Origin of the sequence: Bradyrhizobium sp. RD5-C2, assembly GCF_019972155.1 — a bacterium.
Taxonomy (GTDB): domain Bacteria; phylum Pseudomonadota; class Alphaproteobacteria; order Rhizobiales; family Xanthobacteraceae; genus Bradyrhizobium.
Map to the genome: position 1 here is coordinate 106,483 of NZ_BOVL01000004.1, position 20,925 is coordinate 127,407.

The window sequence follows — 20,925 nt, forward strand, 5'->3', positions numbered from 1 at the left end:
AACACCAATGCCTGCAGGTAGCATACTTGTCGCTGACGACGACACCGCCATCCGGACCGTCCTGAACCAGGCGCTGTCGCGCGCCGGCTATGAGGTGCGCCTGACCGGCAACGCCGCCACGCTGTGGCGCTGGGTCAGCCAGGGCGAGGGCGATCTCGTCATCACCGACGTGGTGATGCCCGACGAGAACGCGTTCGATCTGCTGCCGCGGATCAAGAAGATGCGGCCGAATTTGCCGGTCATCGTGATGAGCGCGCAGAACACCTTCATGACCGCGATCCGCGCCTCCGAGCGCGGCGCCTACGAATATCTGCCGAAGCCGTTCGACCTGAAGGAGCTGATCACCATCGTCGGCCGCGCGCTGGCCGAGCCGAAGGAGCGGGTCTCCAGTCCCGCCGATGACGGCGAGTTCGACTCGATCCCGCTGGTCGGCCGCTCGCCGGCGATGCAGGAGATCTACCGCGTGCTGGCGCGGCTGATGCAGACCGATCTCACCGTGATGATCTCGGGCGAGTCAGGCACCGGCAAGGAGCTGGTCGCCCGCGCGCTGCACGACTATGGCCGGCGCCGCAACGGCCCGTTCGTCGCGGTCAACATGGCGGCGATCCCGCGCGACCTGATCGAATCCGAATTGTTCGGCCATGAGCGCGGCGCGTTCACCGGCGCCAACACCCGCGCCTCCGGCCGCTTCGAGCAGGCCGAGGGCGGCACGCTGTTCCTCGACGAGATCGGCGACATGCCGATGGAGGCGCAGACCCGTTTGCTCCGCGTGCTGCAGCAGGGCGAATACACCACGGTCGGCGGCCGCACCCCGATCAAGACCGACGTGCGCATCGTCGCGGCCTCCAACAAGGATCTGCGCATCCTGATCCAGCAGGGCCTGTTCCGCGAAGACCTGTTCTTCCGCCTCAACGTGGTGCCACTGCGACTGCCGCCGCTGCGCGAGCGCATCGAGGATCTGCCCGATTTGATCCGGCACTTCTTCTCGCTCGCCGAAAAGGACGGCCTGCCGCCGAAGAAGCTCGACACCCAGGCGCTGGAGCGGCTGAAGCAGCACCGCTGGCCGGGCAACGTCCGCGAGCTGGAAAACCTCGCCCGGCGGCTCGCCGCGCTCTATCCGCAGGACGTCATCACCGCCTCTGTGATCGACGGCGAGTTGGCGCCGCCGGCCGTCACCTCCGGCAGCACCGCGACCGTCGGCGTCGACAATCTCGGCGGGGCCGTGGAGGCCTATCTGTCCTCGCACTTCTCCGGCTTCCCGAACGGCGTGCCGCCGCCGGGCCTCTACCACCGCATCCTCAAGGAGATCGAGATCCCGCTCCTGACCGCCGCACTGGCGGCGACCCGCGGCAACCAGATCCGGGCCGCCGACCTGCTCGGATTGAACCGCAACACGCTGCGCAAGAAGATCCGCGACCTCGATATCCAGGTCTACCGGAGCGGCGGCTAGGACCGACGGGGCGGGGCGCAAGCCCGGCTTCAAGCCTCGCTACCGTTATTGAGTAGTCACAAATGGTTTTGAGGGACACGGCGCCGCACCGCGGTTTGCGCCGCGGAAATGTCGCAATTCGGCAACATTGTGATATGATTGCATCAGTTCGCAATTCCCGCGGGCGATCGCTTTCAGCTCAATTGCCGGTATGACCAGCGCAGACACCACCGCTTCAACGTTACACGCGTCCCCGGCTGAGCCCAATGTAGAGGCGCGGGGCTTCCCGCTGCGGCGCTGGCTGGCACCGTTCGCCGTGGCGATCGCGCTGTTGTCCGGCTTCCTCACCTTCGTGGTGCTGACCGGCCTGACCCCGATCGAGCCGACCTCCGAGGTCGTGCGCTCCTTCCTGATGATCAATGCCGCCACGATCCTGCTGCTGGTCGGCATCATCGTCCGGGAAGTCTGGCAGATGGTGCAGGCGAGGCGGCGGGGCCGGGCAGCGGCACGGCTGCATGTCCAGATCGTCGGCCTGTTCTCGGTGATTGCGGTGCTGCCCGCCGTGCTGGTGTCGATCGTCGCCAACGTCACCATCGAGCGTGGCCTCGACCGGCTGTTCTCTGGCCCCACCAAGCAGGTGATCCAGAACTCGCTGACGATTGCCAGCGCCTACATGCAGGAGCATGCGCAGCTCATCAACGGCGACACGCTGGCGATGGCCAACGATCTCGCCCATGCGCGGCCGCTCTACGACCAGGATCGCATGACGTTCCTGCAGCTGATGACGGCCGGCGCCGAGTCCCGCAACCTGCCGGTCGCGGTGCTGATGGACAAGGACGGCAAGATCGTCGCCAGCGCCGAAACCGGCGTTCGCCTGAACTACGAGGCGCCGCCGCCGGACATCCTCAAGGACATCAACGAGACCGAGCCGAAGATCTCGGTCTTCCCCGAAAACTACGTCGCTTCCGTGGTCCGCCTGCGGGCCTATGACGACATGTTCCTGTACGTGGCGCGTCTGCTCGATCCGGCCGTCGTCGCCCAGCTCAAGCAGACCCAGACCAGCGCCGCCGAATATGCCCAGCTCGAGACCCGAAGGCTTGGCATCCAGGTGGCGTTCGCGCTGATGTTCGCGGTGATCGCGCTGACCATCCTGATGGCCTCGGTGCTGATTGGCCTCAACTTCGCCAACGGGCTGGTGTCGCCGATCCGCCAGCTGATGGGTGCGGCGAGCGAGGTCTCGACCGGCAACCTCAATGTCCAGGTGCCGGTCCACAAGTCGGCAAGCGACCTCGCGCTGCTCGGCGAAATCTTCAACAAGATGACCCAGGAGCTGCGCACCCAGCGCAACGAGCTGGTCGATGCCAGCGAGACCATCGACAGCCGACGCCGCTTCATCGAAGCGGTGCTGTCGTCGGCCAGCGCCGGGATCATCGGGGTCGACGCCTCAGGCACTATCGGCGTCCTTAATCGGTCGGCGGAGAAGCTGATCGGGCATGCCGAGTCGGAGACGCTCGGCCATCCGCTCTCGGACGTGCTGCCCGAGCTCGACGAGATGATGAAGACGGCGCGCGAAGGCACTCAGCGCCTGGTTCAGGGGCAGGTCACGATCCTGCGCGACGGCAATGAGCGCAATCTGTCGGTTCGCGTCTCGGCCGAGCAGACCAGCCAGTCGCGCGACAGCTACATCATCACGCTCGATGACATCACCGAATTGGTGTCGGCGCAGCGCACCTCGGCCTGGGGCGACGTCGCCCGCCGCATCGCCCACGAGATCAAGAACCCGCTGACCCCGATCCAGCTCTCGGCCGAGCGGATCCGCCGCAAGTTCGGCAAGACCATCACTGAGGAGAAGGACAAGTCGATCTTCGAGCAGTGCACCGATACCATCGTGCGCCAGGTCGACGACATCAGGCGCATGGTCGACGAGTTCTCGCGCTTTGCGCGGATGCCCAAGCCCGTGATCGAGGGTGAGGACGTCGCCGACGTGGTCAAGCAGGCGGTGTTCCTGATGAAGGTCGCGCATCCCGATCTCGACATCGAGGCCGAAATCAAGCAGTCGCCGCTGCCGGCGCAGTTCGACCGCCGGCTGATCTCGCAGGCGCTGACCAACATCATCAAGAACGCGACCGAGGCGATCGAGCAGGTCCCGCGCGAGGAGCTCGGCAAGGGCCGCATCGACGTCGTCGCGCAGCGCGAGGGCGACGATATCCTGATCGATGTCGTCGACAACGGCATCGGCCTGCCCAAGGTCGCCCGTGCGCGGCTGCTCGAGCCCTATGTCACGACGCGGGCGAAGGGCACCGGGCTTGGACTGGCGATCGTCGGCCGCGTTCTGGAGGACCATGGCGGCCGCATCGAGCTCAAGGACGCCTCCGATTTCCGCGAGGGCCAGCGCGGTGCCTGGATGCGTCTGCGCTTTTCCGTCACGGGCCAGGCGGCCAAGCCGGAGAACAAGCCCGAGAGCAAGGAACAAAAGCCGGACGTGAAATCATCCGACCCGGACGGTGAAAAAAATCCGCCGCAAGAGCCGACCAACGGCCCGGCACAGGCGACCAACAATGAACCAAAAATTCAAGAGCCGATCCAAGAACCCAACAAGCAAGAACCCAATAACCAAGAGCCAAATGCGCAAGAGCCAAGAAGCCAACAGCCAAGAATCAAAGCCGCGACGGGCGACTGACAACGCAGGTGTAACCCATGGCAAGTGACATTCTGATTGTCGACGACGAAGCAGACATTCGCGACCTCGTTGCGGGTATCCTGGACGATGAGGGGTTTTCCACGCGCACCGCGCGCGACAGCGATTCGGCGCTTGCCGAGATCGCCAACCGCCGCCCGAACCTGGTCTTCCTCGACATCTGGCTGCAGGGCTCCAAGCTCGACGGCCTGCAACTGCTCGAGCAGATCAAGAAGGACAATGCCGATCTGCCGGTCGTGATGATCTCCGGCCACGGCAACATCGAAACCGCCGTCGCCGCGATCAAGCGCGGCGCCTATGACTTCATCGAGAAGCCGTTCAAGTCGGACCGGCTGATCCTGGTCGCGACGCGGGCGCTGGAGACCTCGCGGCTCAAGCGTGAGGTGAAGGAGCTCAAGCAACTGGCGCCCGCGGCGAGCGTCCTGACCGGCCGCTCGGCCTGCATGAATCAGCTGCGCCAGACCATCGACCGCGCCGCCAAAGCCAACAGCCGCATCCTGATCGTCGGTCCTTCCGGCGCCGGCAAGGAACTTGCCGCGCGCATGCTGCACCATGCGTCAGGGCGCGCCGAGGGGCCGTTCGTGGTGATCAATGCGGCCGCGATCACGCCGGAACGCATGGAGATCGAGCTGTTCGGCATCGAGGGATCGAACGGCGAGCAGCAGCGCAAGGCCGGCGCGCTCGAGGAGGCGCATGGCGGCACGCTGTTCATCGACGAGATCGCGGATATGCCGCGCGAGACCCAGAACAAGATTCTGCGCGTGCTGGTCGATCAGACCTTCCAGCGCCAGGGTGGCACCGGCAAGGTCCATGTCGACGTCCGCATCATCTCCTCGACCGCGCGCAACCTCGAGGAGGAGATCGCGGCGGGCCGCTTCCGCGAGGATCTCTATCATCGGCTCTCGGTAGTGCCGATCCGAGTGCCGCCGCTGTCGGAGCGCCGCGAGGACATCCCCGAGCTGATCGACTATTTCATGGACCAGATATCGGCGGCCACCGGCCTGCCGAAGCGGCAGATCGGACAGGACGCGATGGCCGTGCTGCAGTCGCATGTCTGGCCGGGCAACGTCCGCCAGCTCCGCAACAATGTCGAGCGCGTGATGATCCTGGCCGGCGGCGGTCCGGAGGCGATCATCACTGCCGATATGCTGCCGCAGGACGTCGGCTCGATGGTGCCGGCGATGCCGACCTCCAACAATGGCGAGCACATCATGGGCCTGCCGCTGCGCGAGGCGCGCGAAGTGTTCGAGCGCGATTATCTGATCGCCCAGATCAGCCGCTTCTCCGGCAACATCTCGCGCACCGCGGAGTTCGTCGGCATGGAACGCTCGGCGCTGCATCGCAAGCTGAAGGCGCTCGGGGTCGGCTGACCCCGAAACGCCTGACCCGATACGCCTGAGCCGGCACTCGCCGGTAGCCTGGCGCGAAGCCTCGGCGGTCACCCGCCGGGGAGGCAGAGCCAGGCTCGGGTCCGGACGGGCCGGTGAGCGAGGCGAGGGCGGGGCCGGTACAACCGGGGGATTTATCCACTCCCTGCGAGAATATTTGTCTCTTTCCCTGCGCTTTCTTAGAATTGCCACCGTGTTCCTACCGACTGCTGCGCGAACCGGCTTGCCTAAAAACCGCGCGTGGCCTCTAATCCTACCGCTACGCCTGCCAGAGGGGGATCTCAGGGCAGGCGGGCAGCCGGAGGAGGCTCCGTCAGAGAGCCGCAACCGGTTCAATAAAAAAGAAGCACAAGCTTGCGGGACAAAAACAATGGCGGCAGACCGCGCACAAAATCTACAAGACACCTTCCTTAATCACGTTCGTAAAACAAAAACGCCACTGACGATATTTCTGGTCAACGGGGTAAAGCTGCAGGGCATTGTCACATGGTTCGACAATTTCTGCTTGCTGCTGCGGCGCGACGGTCACTCGCAGCTTGTCTACAAGCACGCGATCTCGACCATCATGCCCGGCGCTCCGATTCAGCTGTTCGAAGGTGGTGAGGACGCACCGGCTTGAGAGTGAACTGATTGGAACCCTTCAATCCTGAAGGGGGCGCCGACCGGACCAAGTCTAGGCCCGGGTCGGCGGGGGACTTGAGCACCGGGCGGGTGATCGTCATCGGCCCCTATCTGCGCATGCGTCGTGGCGACGGCGATGCGCAAACGGATTCCTCTGTCCGCGACTACGAAGCGCGAATCGAGGAAGCCGCCGGCCTCGCCGGCGCGATCGACCTCACCGTGGTGGAATCCGTCGTAGCGCCGATCAGCCAGATCCGGCCCGCGACCTATCTCGGCAAGGGCAAGGTCGAGGAGATCAACGGCCTCGTCGCCGGCGACAAGGTCGAGCTCGTGGTGATGGATTGCGCACTGTCGCCGATCCAGCAGCGCAATCTCGAGAAGGCCTGGAGCACCAAGGTGCTCGACCGCACCGGCCTGATCCTGGAAATCTTCGGCCGCCGCGCCAAGACCAAGGAAGGCGCGTTGCAGGTCGAGCTCGCCCATCTCAACTACCAGCGCAGCCGCCTGGTGCGGTCGTGGACCCATCTCGAGCGGCAGCGCGGCGGCTTCGGCTTCATGGGCGGCCCCGGTGAAACCCAGATCGAGGCTGACCGCCGCCTGATTGGCGACCGCATCACGCGGCTTGAGAACGAGCTGAAGAAGGTACAGGCGACACGGCGGCTGCATCGCGCCGGACGCCAGCGCGTGCCGTACCGCGTCGTCGCGCTGGTCGGCTACACCAATGCCGGCAAATCGACCCTGTTCAATCGCCTGACGCGCGCCGACGTGCAGGCCGCCGACATGCTGTTTGCGACGCTCGACCCGACCTTGCGCGCGCTCAACCTGCCGCATGGCGGCAAGGCGATGCTGTCGGATACGGTCGGCTTCATCTCCAATCTGCCGACCCAGCTCGTGGCCGCGTTCCGCGCCACGCTGGAGGAGGTGCTGGAGGCCGACATCATCCTGCACGTCCGCGACATCTCCCACGAGGATGCGGAGGCGCAGGAGCGCGACGTCGAGGCGGTGCTGCACCAGCTCGGCATCGATCCCGACGCCGACGGCGGCCAGCGCATCATCGAGGTTTGGAACAAGATCGATCGGTTCGATCCGGAGGAACGGGACAATCTGCGCAACATCGCCGCGCGCCGGCCGCCGGAGCGGCCGTGCTTCCTGGTCTCGGCCGTCACAGGCGAGGGGATCGAGGAGCTTCTGGCCGCGATCGAGGATCGACTCGCGGCCAAGCGCATCACGCTCAATCTTTCGATCGATGCCTCCGACGGCGCCGGCATCAGCTGGCTGCATCGCAATGCCGAGGTCCTGAACAAGGAGCTCAATGGCGAGCGCTTCGACATGACGGTGCGGGTCGACGAGACCAAGCGCGACATCGTCATGTCACGATTCGATGCTCTTCCGCACGGGACGTAACGTCCCGGACATCCGTGGCGGCAAGGGGGATCGAAGTGGGATCGATGTTCAATCGTCGAGCATTTCTCGGCGGCGGCCTGGCGAGCGCCGCGGTCGCGGGCATTTCAACGCGTGGAGCCGCCGACAACGCTGCTTTCGTCGATGCCCCCGCGCTCCGGCCGGTCCTTGCGCGTCCGGATCGCATGTTTCGTGTCACCGTATGCCTCCGTCCGTTCCGCGCTGCCGGTCCGCGCATCGAGGCGGAATGGATCGACAGCAAATATGTCGTCCACAATTACGGACACGGCGGCAGCGGCTGGTCGCTGTCCTGGGGCGCCGCGCAGGAGGCCGTGCCGCTCGCTTTGCAGTTGAGCGCGCGCAACGTCGCCGTCCTCGGCGCCGGCGCGATCGGTCTGACGACGGCGATCACCGCCCAGCGGATGGGCGCGACTGTCACGATCTACGCCAAGGAGCGCTTCCCGCAGGTGCGCTCGGCGCGTGCGACCGGGGACTGGTCGCCGGATTCGCGGATCGCGATGGAAGCAGACGTCACGCCGGACTTTGCCGACCGCTGGGAGCGGATGGCGCGCACGACCTTTGCCACCCATCAAAGCTATCTCGGGCTTGCCGGCAATCCGATCGAATGGACGGATCGCTATTTGCTCTCCGACGACGCGCCCGACGCCGACGGCCGTCCGCACCGACGCCAGCATGCCGCGGGCGACGGCCAGAAGAAATTCCTCGAATTGCGCGGCCAGATCAGGTCGCTGACGCCGCGATGGGACTTGCTGGCCGCCGGATCAAATCCGTTTCCCGCGCCATACGCCTGGAAGAGCGCCTCGCTCACCTACAACGTCACGGATCTCTACCGTCAACTCGAGGCGGAGTTTCAGCGCGCCGGGGGGCTGCTCGTGCCGATCGAGCTGCACACGCCGTCCGACCTTTCGAAGATCCGTGAGACCGTCATTGTCAACTGCACCGGCTACGGCGCCCGTGCGTTGTTTCGGGACGAGAGCATCGTTCCGGTGCGCGGCCAGATCGCCTGGCTCATTCCGCAGCCGGATGTCAATTACGGCGTCTTCTACCGTAACCTCAGCGTCCTCGGCCGACGCGACGGCATCGTCGTCCAGCCGCTCGGCGAAAGCGACTATTTCGGCTTCAACGACGACAACGAGACGCCGGATCTCGCCGCCGCGCGCCAGGCAGTGGAAGACGCAGCGAAACTGTTCAGCCGGGCCTGAGCGGCCTTCCGGCACGGCACCTCGCAATTTCCCGAAATGTGACGACGCCGTGACGCGGCCTCACTCGACCGCGCCTGCGACGTGCCGCCGCACTTTCTGTTTGAAATCTGCGCCGCCTTGGTTCATTGCGCTGCTGGACGCAAAGCCGAGGCCGATCGATGCAGGACACCAGCGACACCATCACCCACGACACGCTCGCCGGCCAGAACGGGGATCTTGCCCATGTGCGGGCGCCCGAGATCGTCGATGCCCTCAATGCCCGGGAGCCGGCGGATGCGGCGAAGCTGCTGCAATCGCTGCCGGCGGAGAAGGCGATCGAGGTGCTCGACCTGCCCGGGCTCGACAACACTTGCGAGATCCTGGCCGAACTGCCCAAGGACACCGCGGTGTCGCTGCTGTCAGGCGTCTCCGACGACCGCGCCGCCGACATATTCAAGGAACTGGTCGAGCCGCTGCGCACCACGCTGCTGAACGGCCTCAATCCGGATACCCGCAACGTCATCTCCGGGCTGCTGGCCTATCCCGAGCGCAGTGCCGGCAGCATCATGACGACCGAATTCGTCAGCGTGCCCTCGAACTGGACCATCGCCGAGGTCCTGCATCACATCCGGATGGTCGAGCGCACCCGCGAGACCGTCTACTCGATCTTCGTGACCGACCCGGTCAAGAAGACCCTGATCCAGGCCGTACCGCTGCGCCGCCTGATCTCGGCCGATCCGCATGCCAATGTGCTCACCGCGGCACCGGCGCGGAAGCCGCTGATGATCGCGCCTGAGGCTGACCGCATGGAGGCGGCGCGGCTGATCTCGCGCTACGACCTGCTCGCGGTCGCCGTGGTCGACGGCCCCGGCCATATTCTCGGCATCGTCACGGTCGACGACGTCATCGACGCCATCGTCGAGGAATCGACCGAGGACGCCCAGAAGTTCGGCGGCATGGAAGCGATCGACGAACCTTATCTGCGGATCGGCTTCCTCGAAATGATCAAGAAGCGCGGCGGCTGGCTGTGCGCGCTGTTCCTTTCGGAAATGCTGACTGCGACTGCGATGCAGTCGTACCAGAGCGAACTCGAGAAGGCGATCGTCCTGACGCTGTTCATCCCGTTGATCATGAGTTCCGGCGGCAATTCTGGCTCGCAGGCGACCTCGCTCCTGATCCGCTCGCTGGCGCTGCACGAGGTGCGGCTGCGCGACTGGTGGCGCGTCGCCCTGCGCGAGCTGCCGACCGGTATCGTGCTCGGCTCCATCCTCGGCGTGATCGGCATTATCAGGATCACGCTCTGGCAGACGCTTGGCCTGTTCGACTACGGTCCGCATTGGATGCTGGTGGCGATCACCGTCGGCGCCGCGCTGGTCGGCATCGTCACCTTTGGCTCGCTGGCGGGATCGATGCTGCCGTTCATCCTCAAGCGCATCGGCTTCGATCCGGCGAGCGCGTCCGCGCCGTTCGTCGCGACGCTGGTCGACGTCACCGGCCTCGTGATCTATTTCGGAGTAGCGGCGGTCATCCTGCACGGCACGCTGCTGTAGGCCGTGTCAGGTGGCAAATAGCCGGCTCGCGGCAAAATCGATGAACGCGCGCAGCCGCGTCGAACCGTACCTGCCTGAAGGCCACAGCAGCCAGAACGCGGCTTCGATCGTCTCCTGCGGCAGCACGATCTGCAACTGACCGGCTTCGACCGCGTCGCGCATCAGGAAATCGGGCGCCCAGGCGAGTCCCAGGCCTGCAACCGCTGCCGCACGGACCGCCTCGATGTTCGAGCAGATCACGTGAGGCGTTGCTTCCTCGATCGCGGCCTGTGCGCCGCTGGCCAGCTGCCACGCCTGCAGCACGTCGGTGTCGGGATGGCGGAAGCGGATCAGGCGATGCGCCGACAGCGCCGCCTGATCGGCCGGTTCGCCGCATTCGGCGAGATAAGACGGCGCGGCGTAGACCGAGAGCCGGAACGGCGGGAGCCTGCGCGACATCAGGCCGGAATCAGGCAGGACGCCGCTGCGGATCGCAAGATCAAAACCCTCCGTCGCCAGATCCCTGATGCGGTCGTCGAAATCCAGATCGAGCCGGATCTTCGGATGCGCTTGCGCGAAGGCCGCCAGATGCGGCGCGAGGAAGCGATAGCCCGCGGCAGGCAGGCTGATGCGCAGCAGGCCTTGCGGTTCGCCCGCCGATGCCGACAGCAGCTCCGTCGTCTCGCGCCAATCGTCCTGCAGCCGTCGTGCGCGGCCGAGCAGCAATTCGCCTTCGGGCGTCAGGCTGACGCGCCGCGTCGTTCGCGTGAACAGGCGCACGCCGAGTTGGGCCTCCAGTGTGGCGATCGCCTTTCCGGTCGCTGATGGCGACAGGCCGAGCTTTCTCGCGGCAGCTGCAAAGCTCAGCGTTTCGGCGACGGTGACGAAGGTGACGAGTGACGGCGGGTCTTCCATGGTGGCAGATTAGCGAATTCCGGTCGCCGATGTCGCGAGTTTCCGCCCGATGATCGGCGGCCGCCGACTTTCTATCCTCGGTTCAGTTGAACTCACCGAGGCGCGAACGATGGCACAAGACATCCACACGGATCATGCAAGCTACCAATTGAGCGGGTTTGTCGACGGCGTATGGCATCCGGAAGACCTGGTCGAACTCCCGGGAACGTCCTGGGTCATCGTCAGCTGCATGCGATCTGCGGACCATGGCGGCGGCCTGTTCAAGGTCGATACGGCGCGGCCGTCACACGCGACGGAGCTGCGTTGGGCACCTGCCGCGCAGCAGGCGCGGCTCGGACCTCAGATCTTCGACCCGCACGGAATCGCGGCGCGGCGTCTCGCCGATGAGACGTTCGAGCTGCTGGTGGTCGATCATGGTGGCGGCGAAGCGATCGACCGCCTGGTGCTCGAGCTCGGCGAGGAGGGGCCTTTCGTTGCAGCGGGCGAGCGCCTGGTGCAGCCGCCGCGGACGTCGGCGAACGCGGTGGCGCATCTGCCTGATGGCGGCTTCGTCATGACCAGCATGTTCGATCCGACCGACGGCGAGTTCGTGTCGCGGTTTGCGCGCGGCGAGCCGACCGGGCAGGTGTGGCGCTGGTCGCCGGCGAATGGCTGGAGCCGGTTCGGCGATCAGGCGATGTCCGGCGCCAACGGCATCGCCGTGTCGCGCGATGGTGTCGTCATCGCCTGCGAATGGGCCGCGCGTCGCGTCTGGCGGCTCGACCGCGATGGCCGAGCGGTCGCAAGCGTCGAGACGGATTTTCTGCCTGACAATTTGCGCTGGACTGCGGACGGGCGGCTGCTGCTCGCGGGACAATCCACGCGGCCGGAGGTTCTATTCGGCTGCGAAGCGCGCGGCGATCGCTGCCCGCTGGCGTTCAAGGTCGTCCGGCTCGATCCGGTCAGCCTCGCGATCGAATCTCTGATCGCGGTGGACGAGGCCGGCGCGGTGGCCAAGGGCTTTGGCGGCGCGACGGGAGCGATGGAGGTCGGCGAGCAGATCTGGGTCGGCAGCTTCACCGGACAGCGGATCGGAATCTTCAGTCCATGGTCAGCGTGAGCGCTCGCCGGCTGTGCCCGCCGGCGGTCGCTGCGCCACATCCACAAACTCACTGTCGTCCCGGCGAAGGCCGGGACCCATCACCACCGAAGCTCGTTGTTGAGCGCAGTCGCAGTTCCGCGTTTGCGTGGGATTGGCAGTCTCGATGAACCGTTAGATCACGCGGTATGGGTCCCGGCCTTCGCCGGGACGACGGCGCTCTTCGCTTCGTTCCACAGCGCGTCCATCTCTTCCAGCGTCGCGCCGTCGAGCGAGCGGCCCTGCGCGGCCAGCGCCTGCTCGATATAGGCAAACCGCCGCTCGAACTTGGCGTTGGTTGCGCGCAGCGCGGTTTCCGGATCGGCGTCGACGTGGCGGGCGAGGTTGACCAGCGCGAACATCAGGTCGCCCGTTTCCTCGGCGATCTCGGCCTTGTCGTTGCGGTCGAGCGCCGCCTCGATCTCGTCGGCCTCCTCGCGGATCTTGGCGAGTACGGCGCGCGGGTCGTTCCAGTCGAAGCCGACGGTAGACGCCTTGCGCTGCAGCTCCATCGCCCGCGTCAGGGCAGGGAGGCCGGCCTTCACGCTGGCCAGCAGGGATGTGTGCGCGGTCTCTTCCGGCGGCCGCCGAGCCGCGCGCTCGGCCTTCTCCTCGGCCTTGATGCGCTCCCAGGCGCTCTTGACGCCGGCGGGCTGGATATTGCCGTCCTTGTCGGCAAAGACATGCGGATGACGGCGGATCATCTTCCTCGTGATCGCCTCGACCACGTCTCCGAACGCAAAGGCGTTCTGCTCTTCGGCCATCCTTGCGTGATAGACCACCTGGAGCAGGAGGTCGCCGAGCTCCTCGCGTAGATCGTCGAGATCGCCGCGCGTGATCGCGTCCGCGACCTCATAGGCCTCCTCGATCGTGTAGGGCGCGATGGTCTCAAAATTCTGGATGAGATCCCATGGGCAGCCGGTCACCGGCGTACGCAGCGCGGCCATGATCTCGATCAGGCGGGAAATGTCGCGGGAAGGGGTCATCGGGCACCGCTGTATGAGAGGTATAGCCGTTATGCCAAATCGGCCCCGTCGATCCCAGCAAAACACGCCGGAAACGCGGCGCTGTCCACGGATTGGCCGCGGCGCCGTCAGGTGCTAAATCGCCACTTATGACCGATCACAACAATTCCGACACCGCGTTGGTGCTGTTTTCCGGCGGCCAGGATTCCACCACCTGCCTTGCCTGGGCGTTGGACCGCTTCGCGCGCGTCGAGATGATCGGCTTCACCTACGGCCAGCGTCACGCGATCGAGCTCGATTGCCGCGACCGCCTGCTTGCCGGGATCAAGCAAATCCGGCCGGACTGGGCTGCAAGGCTCGGTGACAGCCACACACTGGCGATCCCGACGCTGTCGGAGATATCAGACACCGCGCTGACCCGCGACGTCGCGATCGAAATGGGCGCTGACGGGTTGCCGAACACCTTCGTGCCCGGCCGCAACCTTGTGTTCCTCACCTTCGCGGGCGCACTGGCCTATCGGCGCGGCATCCGCCACATCATCGGCGGCATGTGCGAGACCGACTATTCCGGCTATCCGGATTGCCGCGACGAGACCATCAAGGCGCTGCAGTCCGCGCTCAGCCTCGGCATGGCGAGGGACTTCGAGCTGCACACGCCGCTGATGTGGCTCGACAAGGCGGCGACCTGGCGGCTTGCGCACGAGCTCGGCGGGGCAGGGCTGGTCGATCTGATCCGCGAGCACTCGCACACCTGCTATCTCGGCGAACGCGGCGCGCGGCACGATTGGGGCTATGGCTGCGGCGAATGCCCGGCCTGCAGCCTGCGGGCCAAGGGCTGGCGAGAGTATGTCGCGCAGGGCGGCCCGTAACGGCGGGCGCATAGCCGTCCGCAGGGGTGGACTGCCAAAATATCGAAAACAACCCCATGCAAAGGAGTCGGCGGCTGCCGGCGTTCGACACGGCAACTTGACACGTCGGGCAACTCAGCGGTAGCCTTCTATTATTCCGAAATCGTGTAAGGCGCGGCTCGCCAAGACGACGGTGTGTGAGGCGCCCACACTGTCATCGCCCGGCTTGACCGGGCGATCCAGTACGCCGCGGCTTCTCCGCTCAAACACTGGCGTCTCTGGAATACTGGATCACCCGCTTTCGCGGGTGATGACACCGAACAAGCTGTTGAGCGAGCGTCGATGTGAAGTGCGTGCCTCTACCCAAAATCCTTAGCCGTCAGCACGATCGGCTGGCCGTGCGGGGTACGGTCGGCGGCGTGGTCCCAGGCGTCGCGGTAGCGGTGCAGGGTCTCCGGTGTCGTGACGCCCTTGGCGGCCACGAGGTGTTCGAGCGTCGCCAGCCAATGCTGGTAGTAGGTCTCGCCGGTGTCGGGATCGCCGGCCGCCAGCGCGCGCTTGATTTGATCGGCGAGGGCGGCGGCCCATTCGGGCCAGGTGAACACGCCGCGGTCATGCAGCGTCAACGCCATGGCGAAGGCCTGCGCCTCCCACGGCGCGCGGAACACCGGGCCGTCCTGATCGCGGGGAATGCTGGACACGGCGCTGGTCGCGCGCGCGGCGGCGCCGGTATCCATCAGACCGCCTCCAGATACGGCTCGAACGCGTCGATCGAGACCTTGATGGTCGGATCGGAGTCCGGTCCCCACAATTCGCGTCCATCGAACACGACGGTGTACAGCCATTGCGGATGCTCGCCGGCATCGTTGGCGACCGTATCGGGAAACACGTGACAGCCGTGATCGCGCTCGACCACGCCGACATGACCGCGCACGTAGCGCGGCAGCCGCGTATGCGTGGCGGGATGGATGTTCTTCGCCCGTACCCGATCGCCGGCCTTAAATTTTGCCAGCCCCGGCGCCGCGCGGCCGAACTTGCCGCGCACCATGATGCGCTCGACATCGGCCATCGAGAACTTGCCGTGCTTGAGCGATTTCGCCGGCGCGACGGAATGTCCGGCGGCGACGTCGTCGTTAGAGATATAGCCCTTGTCGAGCAGCAGGGCTTCCAGCCCGAGCAGCCATTTCCTGTAGTAGGAGCTCGACAGATAGACCTGCGGGGGCAGGGTCTCGCGATAGAAGCGCGACGCGTCGATGTTGAAGGCGCCGGCGGCGCCCATCGCGCGGACCATGGCGAGCACCCGCGATTCCCATTCCTGATGGAACATCGGCTCGTTCGGTTCGGGCTCGACCTTGCCGAACCCGTCCATGCCGCCCATGTCGTGGACGCCGTTCACGACGGTGCTCCCGGCGTTTTCGGGAAGCCGGTGCCAATCATGGAATCGCGCGTCACGAGGTCGGCGAGCTGTTCCTCGCTCCAGCCCTCAGTGCCCGCGGGCCGCATCGGCAGCACCAGGAAGCGTGTTTCGGCCGTCGAGTCCCAGACCCGGATTTCCGTCTCCTTCGGCAGGCTGACGCCGAAATCGGCGAGCACGCCGCGCGGATCCTTGACCGCGCGCGAGCGGTACGGCGAGGCCTTGTACCAGACCGGCGGCAGCCCCAGCATTTCCCAAGGGTAACAGGAGCACAAAGTGCAGACGACCATGTTGTGACGGCCAGGCGTGTTCTCGATCGCGACCAGGTGGTCGCCCACCCGGCTGACATGACCGAGGGTGCCGACCGCCTTGCTGGCGTCCTCGAGCAGCGCCTTCTTGAAGGCGGGATCGGTCCAGGCCTTGGCCACGACCTTGGCGCCGTTATGCGGGCCGATCTTCGTCTCATAGGCCTGCACGATGGCGTCGAGCGCGGCAGCCTCGACATAGCCCTTTTCGGTCAGGATCGATTCCAGCGCGCGGACGCGCAGCTCGGTCTCCGACAGTTCGGAATGGTCGTGATCGTGGTGGTGATGATCATGTTCGCTCATGCCTACAGAATAGGCGAAATCGCCGTGCTATGTCGAGGCAAGCAGTACACAACAATGCGAGCTGGGAGGTATGCGTGGTTGACGATGTGACGATCGAGAAGGGCCTCGGACCAGAGGGCCGTATCGCCGTGGTGCGGTTCGACCGCGGCGACGGTATCAACGCGCTGTCGCCGGAGGCGCTGCGGCAATTGACCGATGCGGCGCGCAGTTTCGAGGACGATGGCGAAACCTCGGTGGTGGTGCTGACCGGCGGCGCTAAATCGTTCAGCGCCGGCTTCGACCTCAAGGATGCCGAAGGGCGCTCGCGCAAGACGATGGATATGGGCACGCTGCGCCGTCACCTGAAGCTCGGGCCGCGGCTGACGCGCGCCTGGCAGGAGATGGAGCAGGTCACGATCGGCGCGATCGAGGGCTTTTGCGTCGGCGGCGGCGTGGCGCTCGCGGTCGCGCTGGATTTCCGGGTCATGGCGCGCGATGCGCATCTTCGCGTGCCGGAGATTGCGCTCGGCATGAACATGAGCTGGCAGAGCGTGCCGCGCATGCTGCATCTGATGGGGCCGGCGCGCACCAAGCAGGCCGTGATCCTGGCCGACGACCGGATCTCCGCCGAGGAGGCCTACGAATGGGGCTTGGTGGAGCAGGTGACTGATCCGGGCAAATCGTATGATGCTGCGATGGCGCTCGCGGCCAAGGTCGCCGCCCAGCCGCCGATTTCGGTGGCGATGACCAAGCTGACGGTCAACCGCCTGGCGCATGCGCTCGACGATCTCGCCAGCCACATGGATCTCGACCAGTTCGCGCTGGCGAGCCTGACCGAGGATCACAAGGAGGGCGTCGCGGCTTTCCTCGGGCGGCGCAAGCCGCGCTTCAGGGGACGCTGACGGCTCCGCCTAAGCTTTGGTGATGCGGTCGCTTGCGGCGAGGTCGGCCTCCCAACCGAACGCCGAGCGGCCGTCAAGGGCCGGCGAACGCGCGCGCTCGTTGGCGACGAAGGCATCGAAGGACGGGCCGGTTGCGGTCAGCTCCAGCCTGCGGGCCTGGTCATCCAGCCGCTTCAGCGCCTGCAACTCCTCGTCGCGGCCGAGCTTGGCCTGCCGTACCGCCGATTTCAGCACGCCGATGGTCTCGTCATAGACCTTGATCGGCACCGGAAACGGATGACGGTCCTTGCCGCCATGCGCGAGCGAGAAACGCGCCGGATCGCGGAAGCGATACGGCGTCCCGTGGACGACCTCGGCGACCATGGCGAGCGACTCCACGGTGCGGGCACCGACGCCGGGCGTCAGCAGCAGTTCGGGGAAATCCAGCGGCCCGCGCTCCGCGGCGGCGGCGAGGGTGCCATGCAGGCGGCGGATGAAGACATCGCTCGACCGCACGTCGTGATGCGCGGGCATGATCAGGTGCAACAGATCGCCCTGCGCCTCCACCTGCTCGGTCAGTTCGGCATATTCATGCGCGATGCCGTCAGGACCGAGCGCGGCGAGCAGATCGAGCTGGGCCTGGCGCGAGGCGTCGGCGCGGTGATCGGTGAGATTGACGATCTCGCCCTGCGCTGGACCATCGATCGCGCTGTGCGGCTCGTCGACGAAGCTGCGCAGCCCCTCGGAATGCCAGTGGTAGCGTCGCGCCTGTCGCTTGTGATCGTTCATGCCTTGCTGGACCACGGTCCATTTGCCTTCCGCGGTGACGAAGAAGCCATGCAGGTAGAGCTCGAAACCGTCCTGGACCGCGGCACTGTCGACCTTGGCGACCAGACGGCTGGCGCGGGTGAGGGCGACGCCGTCAACGCCGGTCCGGTCGCCCAGCGCCGACAATTCGTCCGGCGTGCGCCGCGAATGCTTGCCGCGACCACCGCAGACGTAGATGCCGAGCTCGTCCTGCCGCGGCGCCAGCCCGCGCTTGAGCGCGCCGATGACGCTCGTGGTGATACCCGACGAATGCCAGTCCATGCCCATGACGGCACCGAACGACTGGAACCAGAACGGATGCGAGAGCCGCTGCAGGAACGCGTCGCGGCCGTAATGATGGACCACGGCCTGCGTGATGATCGCACCCAGCGTCGCCATGCGCTCCGCCAGCCACGGCGGCACGCGTCCACCATGGAGCGGAAGATCGGCGCTGCCGGTACGTCGAACCATTGGTCTCCAAGTCTCGAACTGTTGTCGTGGAGTCGGGGGCAGACTATCAGGCAAAGCCTTCGGGGGGGGGGAATCCCCGCACAAGACCGACACACAGAACGGAATTCCTTAGCTTTTTCTTGAAAGTTTCCCTTCACAAAAAAGCGCGAAATCCTCCATAGGAGTGTCGTAACGGGGTGGTTCCCCGACATAGGATTGTCGCGCCTTCTGGAAACGCTCGGAAAACCCGAAATCATGATCATGGACCGTGGAATTGCCGACGCGATAGGCAAGGGCGATCTGTCTGGGCCTCGTTCGCCGCGTCTCAACCGCCGGGCGTTTCTGTTCGGCTCCGCTGCCGGTCTTGCCGCACTGGGCCTGGCCGGTTGTGCCTCGGACTACATGAGCCTGGCCGAGGCTGAGAAAGTCTACGGGCCCGTGCCCGACGAGAAATTCCCGATCCCAGGGGTCGATGTTAGCAAGGTCAAACCGCAATATTTTCGCAAGACAGTGCGCTACGACAGCGACGAGGCGCCCGGTACGATCATCATCGATCCCAGCAAGTACTATGTTTACCGCATCGAAGGTGAGGGCAACGCGACGCGCTATGGCGCCAATGTCGGCCGCGATGGATTCCGGTGGAGTGGGGAGGCTTATGTCGGGCGCAAAGCCGAATGGCCTACCTGGACGCCACCCAAGGAGATGATCGCGCGCCAGCCGGAGGCGGGCAAATATGCTCGCGGCATGCCGGGAGGTCTCGATAATCCACTCGGTGCCCGCGTGCTCTACCTCTATCAAAACGGGGCGTACACGCTTTACACGATCTATAGCACCAGTGACCCCGAAACGATCGGGAACGGCATTACGAGCGGCTGCACCGGCCTCCTCAGTCAGGACATGATCGACCTCTATTCGCGAACGCCGCTCAAAACGAAAGTGATCGTGCTGCCGGCCTAGGCAACGGCAGGCCGAGGATGCGCTCGCATCGGAGCAGGCGGCCGTCGCAGGGCAACGCAATCACGCACGATGCGGACAAGAAAACCTGACGCGCTTTCCGGATCGAAGGCGCGCGCGTATCCGGCCAGCGCGATCCGGCTGTTCGCGCAGATGCTTGGCGAAAGCCTTCCGCAGGTCTTTCGATTGCGCCGCCTTCGCCATCTTCGGCAGCGTCTTCACCTGCGGCCATGACCGACACCGGCGCGTCGCGGATGGTCAGCAGGACATACTGGGAGCGACCTTAGAGATCGCAGAGCCGATGATGGCTGCGCCCGAGCGCGACGGATGAAATGCGAACCGTATAGGGGGAGCCACGGCTGGGTCGCCAAACCGGATCGGCTTCCATATCCGTAATTCGCATAAGGTATATTATGGAATATTTATATCTACAATTAGATCAGATATTTAGTGGGAAATCTTCGCACCGGACCGCAGCTTGGCGCCTGTCCGGGCTCGTCCCGGTCATTGGTTCTGCTGGTCCAGGCAGCACAGCGATCCACGCCCACGCATCTCGTCAGAAAGCCGATATTGCCGCGGCGTACGGACGCTGCAATAAGCGCCAGCTGTGCAGAGATCGCTGGTGACCCCACGGCATCAGGTCCGTATAGGATGGCATCTCAGAACAACAACAAGCCTCTCGAGGGAGCAAACCCAATGAGCTTTTCACGACGCACGCTGCTGAAGGTTTCCGCCGCTTCCGCCGTCCTGGGCGGAATTGGCGCGCCGTATGTCGCGCGCGCCCAGTCGGCCGAGTTCTCGTACAAGTTCGCCAACAACCTGCCGGAGTCGCATCCGTTCGTGGCGCGCGCCCGGGAGATGGCGGCGGCGATCAAGACCGAGACCAACGGCCGGTTTGATCTGCAGGTGTTCCCGAACAGCCAGCTCGGTTCCGACACGGACATGCTGAGCCAGGTGCGCTCCGGCGGCGTCGAGTTCTTCACGCTGTCCGGCCTGATCCTGGCGACCCTGGTGCCGGCAGCCTCGATCAACGGCATCGGCTTCGCATTCCCGGACTATCCCACGGTCTGGAAGGCCATGGATGGCGAGCTCGGCGCCTATGTGCGCGGCGAGATCAACAAGGCCGGCCTCGAGGTCATGGACAAGATCTGGGACAACGGCTTCCGCCAGACCACGTCGTCGACCAAGCCGATCAACGGTCCCGACGATCTCAAGGGCTTCAAGATCCGCGTGCCGGTGTCGCCGCTGTGGACCTCGATGTTCAAGGCGTTCGATGCATCGCCCGCCTCGATCAATTTCAGCGAGGTCTATTCGGCGCTGCAGACCAAGATCGTCGAAGGCCAGGAGAACCCGCTGGCGCTGATCTCGGCCGCCAAGCTGTACGAGGTGCAGAAATACTGCTCGATGACCAACCACATGTGGGACGGCTTCTGGTTCCTGATGAACCGCCGGGCCTGGGCGGCGCTGCCGGACGACATCAAGACCATCGTCGCCAAGAACGTCAACGCGGCGGCCGTCAAGGAGCGCGAGGACACCGAGAAGCTCAACGCCACCGTGAAGCAGGAGCTTACCGGCAAGGGTCTCGTGTTCAACCAGCCCGAGGTCGGGCCGTTCCGCGACAAGCTGCGCGCCGCCGGCTTCTACGCCGAGTGGAAGGGCAAGTACGGCGAGAAGGCCTGGGATCTGCTCGAGAAGTCCGTCGGCAAACTGTCCTGATCG

General features: G+C 65.3%; 20 protein-coding genes. 13 read left to right on the plus strand and 7 right to left on the minus strand.

Annotated elements, in window-relative coordinates; all coding sequences use genetic code 11:
• The first annotated feature begins 7 nt into the window (after positions 1-7).
• The 7 genes from ntrC to mgtE all read left to right on the plus strand — a co-directional run bounded on the left by ntrC (position 8) and on the right by mgtE (position 10,289).
• The gene (ntrC, locus tag BraRD5C2_RS01880; RefSeq protein WP_029084144.1) at positions 8-1,450 is read left to right on the plus strand and encodes a nitrogen regulation protein NR(I); all 1,443 of its coding nucleotides are present in this window, start codon (positions 8-10) and stop codon (positions 1,448-1,450) included.
• Between the two features lie 190 nt (positions 1,451-1,640).
• Positions 1,641-4,109 carry a sensor histidine kinase NtrY-like gene (locus BraRD5C2_RS01885; protein WP_223966448.1) on the plus strand — a complete coding sequence of 823 codons (2,469 nt, stop codon included), beginning with the start codon at positions 1,641-1,643 and terminating at the stop codon, positions 4,107-4,109.
• Positions 4,110-4,126: 17 nt separating this feature from the next.
• On the plus strand, positions 4,127-5,497 hold the full coding sequence (ntrX, locus tag BraRD5C2_RS01890; RefSeq protein WP_223966450.1) for a nitrogen assimilation response regulator NtrX: 1,371 nt from the start codon (positions 4,127-4,129) through the stop codon (positions 5,495-5,497).
• A gap of 388 nt (positions 5,498-5,885) precedes the next feature.
• Complete coding sequence (gene hfq, locus BraRD5C2_RS01895; protein ID WP_006020546.1) at positions 5,886-6,134, plus strand: RNA chaperone Hfq; 249 nt, start codon at positions 5,886-5,888, stop codon at positions 6,132-6,134.
• Positions 6,135-6,145: 11 nt separating this feature from the next.
• Positions 6,146-7,540: a GTPase HflX gene (gene hflX, locus BraRD5C2_RS01900; protein ID WP_223966451.1), complete on the plus strand. Its 1,395-nt coding sequence runs from the start codon at positions 6,146-6,148 to the stop codon at positions 7,538-7,540.
• 44 nt (positions 7,541-7,584) lie between these two features.
• Positions 7,585-8,760, plus strand: a complete 1,176-nt coding sequence (locus tag BraRD5C2_RS01905) for an FAD-dependent oxidoreductase (protein WP_223966452.1) — start codon at positions 7,585-7,587, stop codon at positions 8,758-8,760.
• 158 nt (positions 8,761-8,918) lie between these two features.
• The gene (mgtE, locus tag BraRD5C2_RS01910; protein ID WP_223966453.1) at positions 8,919-10,289 is read left to right on the plus strand and encodes a magnesium transporter; all 1,371 of its coding nucleotides are present in this window, start codon (positions 8,919-8,921) and stop codon (positions 10,287-10,289) included.
• A gap of 6 nt (positions 10,290-10,295) precedes the next feature.
• Here mgtE and BraRD5C2_RS01915 read toward each other — a convergent pair whose 3' ends face one another.
• Entirely contained in the window at positions 10,296-11,183 is an 888-nt protein-coding gene (locus BraRD5C2_RS01915; RefSeq protein WP_223966454.1) for a LysR family transcriptional regulator, read from the minus strand.
• A 109-nt stretch (positions 11,184-11,292) separates the two neighbouring features.
• On the opposite strand from BraRD5C2_RS01915, the gene BraRD5C2_RS01920 reads away from it, so the two are divergent.
• Positions 11,293-12,282 carry an SMP-30/gluconolactonase/LRE family protein gene (locus tag BraRD5C2_RS01920; RefSeq protein WP_223966455.1) on the plus strand — a complete coding sequence of 330 codons (990 nt, stop codon included), beginning with the start codon at positions 11,293-11,295 and terminating at the stop codon, positions 12,280-12,282.
• A 158-nt stretch (positions 12,283-12,440) separates the two neighbouring features.
• On the opposite strand, the gene mazG is transcribed toward BraRD5C2_RS01920, so the two are convergent.
• Entirely contained in the window at positions 12,441-13,286 is an 846-nt protein-coding gene (gene mazG / locus BraRD5C2_RS01925; protein WP_223966457.1) for a nucleoside triphosphate pyrophosphohydrolase, read from the minus strand.
• 128 nt (positions 13,287-13,414) lie between these two features.
• Here mazG and queC point away from each other — a divergent pair, with 128 nt between their 5' ends.
• Positions 13,415-14,134 (plus strand): 7-cyano-7-deazaguanine synthase QueC, encoded by a 720-nt coding sequence (gene queC, locus BraRD5C2_RS01930; RefSeq protein ID WP_223966459.1) that lies wholly within the window; start codon positions 13,415-13,417, stop codon positions 14,132-14,134.
• Between the two features lie 338 nt (positions 14,135-14,472).
• Here the strand turns inward: queC and BraRD5C2_RS01935 are convergent, their stop codons facing one another.
• From BraRD5C2_RS01935 to nthA, 3 genes are read right to left on the minus strand one after another with little or no spacing between them, the layout of a single operon-like run.
• Positions 14,473-14,850, minus strand: coding sequence for a nitrile hydratase accessory protein (locus tag BraRD5C2_RS01935; RefSeq protein ID WP_223966461.1), 378 nt, complete (start codon positions 14,848-14,850; stop codon positions 14,473-14,475).
• Complete coding sequence (gene nthB, locus BraRD5C2_RS01940; protein ID WP_223966463.1) at positions 14,850-15,509, minus strand: nitrile hydratase subunit beta; 660 nt, start codon at positions 15,507-15,509, stop codon at positions 14,850-14,852. Before nthB ends, BraRD5C2_RS01935 begins: the two co-directional genes overlap by 1 nt.
• The gene (gene nthA, locus BraRD5C2_RS01945; RefSeq protein WP_223966465.1) at positions 15,506-16,135 is read right to left on the minus strand and encodes a nitrile hydratase subunit alpha; all 630 of its coding nucleotides are present in this window, start codon (positions 16,133-16,135) and stop codon (positions 15,506-15,508) included. The genes nthB and nthA overlap by 4 nt, the downstream gene beginning before the upstream one ends.
• Before the next feature lie 74 nt (positions 16,136-16,209).
• On the opposite strand from nthA, the gene BraRD5C2_RS01950 reads away from it, so the two are divergent.
• Positions 16,210-17,016, plus strand: coding sequence for an enoyl-CoA hydratase/isomerase family protein (locus tag BraRD5C2_RS01950; RefSeq protein ID WP_223966467.1), 807 nt, complete (start codon positions 16,210-16,212; stop codon positions 17,014-17,016).
• Between the two features lie 9 nt (positions 17,017-17,025).
• Here the strand turns inward: BraRD5C2_RS01950 and BraRD5C2_RS01955 are convergent, their stop codons facing one another.
• Positions 17,026-18,273: a DUF763 domain-containing protein gene (locus BraRD5C2_RS01955; RefSeq protein WP_223966469.1), complete on the minus strand. Its 1,248-nt coding sequence runs from the start codon at positions 18,271-18,273 to the stop codon at positions 17,026-17,028.
• Positions 18,274-18,507: 234 nt separating this feature from the next.
• Here BraRD5C2_RS01955 and BraRD5C2_RS01960 point away from each other — a divergent pair, with 234 nt between their 5' ends.
• A complete protein-coding gene (locus tag BraRD5C2_RS01960) occupies positions 18,508-19,209 on the plus strand; it encodes a L,D-transpeptidase (RefSeq protein WP_223966511.1) in 702 nt (233 codons plus the stop codon).
• Positions 19,210-19,269: 60 nt separating this feature from the next.
• Here the strand turns inward: BraRD5C2_RS01960 and BraRD5C2_RS01965 are convergent, their stop codons facing one another.
• Entirely contained in the window at positions 19,270-19,410 is a 141-nt protein-coding gene (locus BraRD5C2_RS01965; protein ID WP_249788321.1) for a hypothetical protein, read from the minus strand.
• Between BraRD5C2_RS01965 and BraRD5C2_RS01970 the strand changes: the two genes are divergently transcribed.
• Together BraRD5C2_RS01970 and BraRD5C2_RS01975 are read left to right on the plus strand one after the other, a co-directional pair.
• Positions 19,364-19,537, plus strand: a complete 174-nt coding sequence (locus BraRD5C2_RS01970) for a hypothetical protein (protein WP_223966514.1) — start codon at positions 19,364-19,366, stop codon at positions 19,535-19,537. The genes BraRD5C2_RS01965 and BraRD5C2_RS01970 overlap by 47 nt on opposite strands.
• 365 nt (positions 19,538-19,902) lie before the next feature.
• Positions 19,903-20,922 (plus strand): TRAP transporter substrate-binding protein, encoded by a 1,020-nt coding sequence (locus BraRD5C2_RS01975; protein ID WP_176531343.1) that lies wholly within the window; start codon positions 19,903-19,905, stop codon positions 20,920-20,922.
• The last annotated feature ends 3 nt before the right edge of the window (positions 20,923-20,925 follow it).

Coding starts and splice junctions, on each gene's coding strand:
- ntrC (WP_029084144.1), top strand. CDS start 8: ATGCCTGCAGGTAGCATACTTGTCGCTGACGACGACACCGCCATCCGG.
- BraRD5C2_RS01885 (WP_223966448.1), top strand. CDS start 1,641: ATGACCAGCGCAGACACCACCGCTTCAACGTTACACGCGTCCCCGGCT.
- ntrX (WP_223966450.1), top strand. CDS start 4,127: ATGGCAAGTGACATTCTGATTGTCGACGACGAAGCAGACATTCGCGAC.
- hfq (WP_006020546.1), top strand. CDS start 5,886: ATGGCGGCAGACCGCGCACAAAATCTACAAGACACCTTCCTTAATCAC.
- BraRD5C2_RS01905 (WP_223966452.1), top strand. CDS start 7,585: ATGTTCAATCGTCGAGCATTTCTCGGCGGCGGCCTGGCGAGCGCCGCG.
- mgtE (WP_223966453.1), top strand. CDS start 8,919: ATGCAGGACACCAGCGACACCATCACCCACGACACGCTCGCCGGCCAG.
- BraRD5C2_RS01915 (WP_223966454.1), bottom strand. CDS start 11,183: ATGGAAGACCCGCCGTCACTCGTCACCTTCGTCACCGTCGCCGAAACG.
- BraRD5C2_RS01920 (WP_223966455.1), top strand. CDS start 11,293: ATGGCACAAGACATCCACACGGATCATGCAAGCTACCAATTGAGCGGG.
- mazG (WP_223966457.1), bottom strand. CDS start 13,286: ATGACCCCTTCCCGCGACATTTCCCGCCTGATCGAGATCATGGCCGCG.
- queC (WP_223966459.1), top strand. CDS start 13,415: ATGACCGATCACAACAATTCCGACACCGCGTTGGTGCTGTTTTCCGGC.
- BraRD5C2_RS01935 (WP_223966461.1), bottom strand. CDS start 14,850: ATGGATACCGGCGCCGCCGCGCGCGCGACCAGCGCCGTGTCCAGCATT.
- nthA (WP_223966465.1), bottom strand. CDS start 16,135: ATGAGCGAACATGATCATCACCACCACGATCACGACCATTCCGAACTG.
- BraRD5C2_RS01955 (WP_223966469.1), bottom strand. CDS start 18,273: ATGGTTCGACGTACCGGCAGCGCCGATCTTCCGCTCCATGGTGGACGC.
- BraRD5C2_RS01960 (WP_223966511.1), top strand. CDS start 18,508: ATGATCATGGACCGTGGAATTGCCGACGCGATAGGCAAGGGCGATCTG.
- BraRD5C2_RS01965 (WP_249788321.1), bottom strand. CDS start 19,410: ATGGCGAAGGCGGCGCAATCGAAAGACCTGCGGAAGGCTTTCGCCAAG.
- BraRD5C2_RS01975 (WP_176531343.1), top strand. CDS start 19,903: ATGAGCTTTTCACGACGCACGCTGCTGAAGGTTTCCGCCGCTTCCGCC.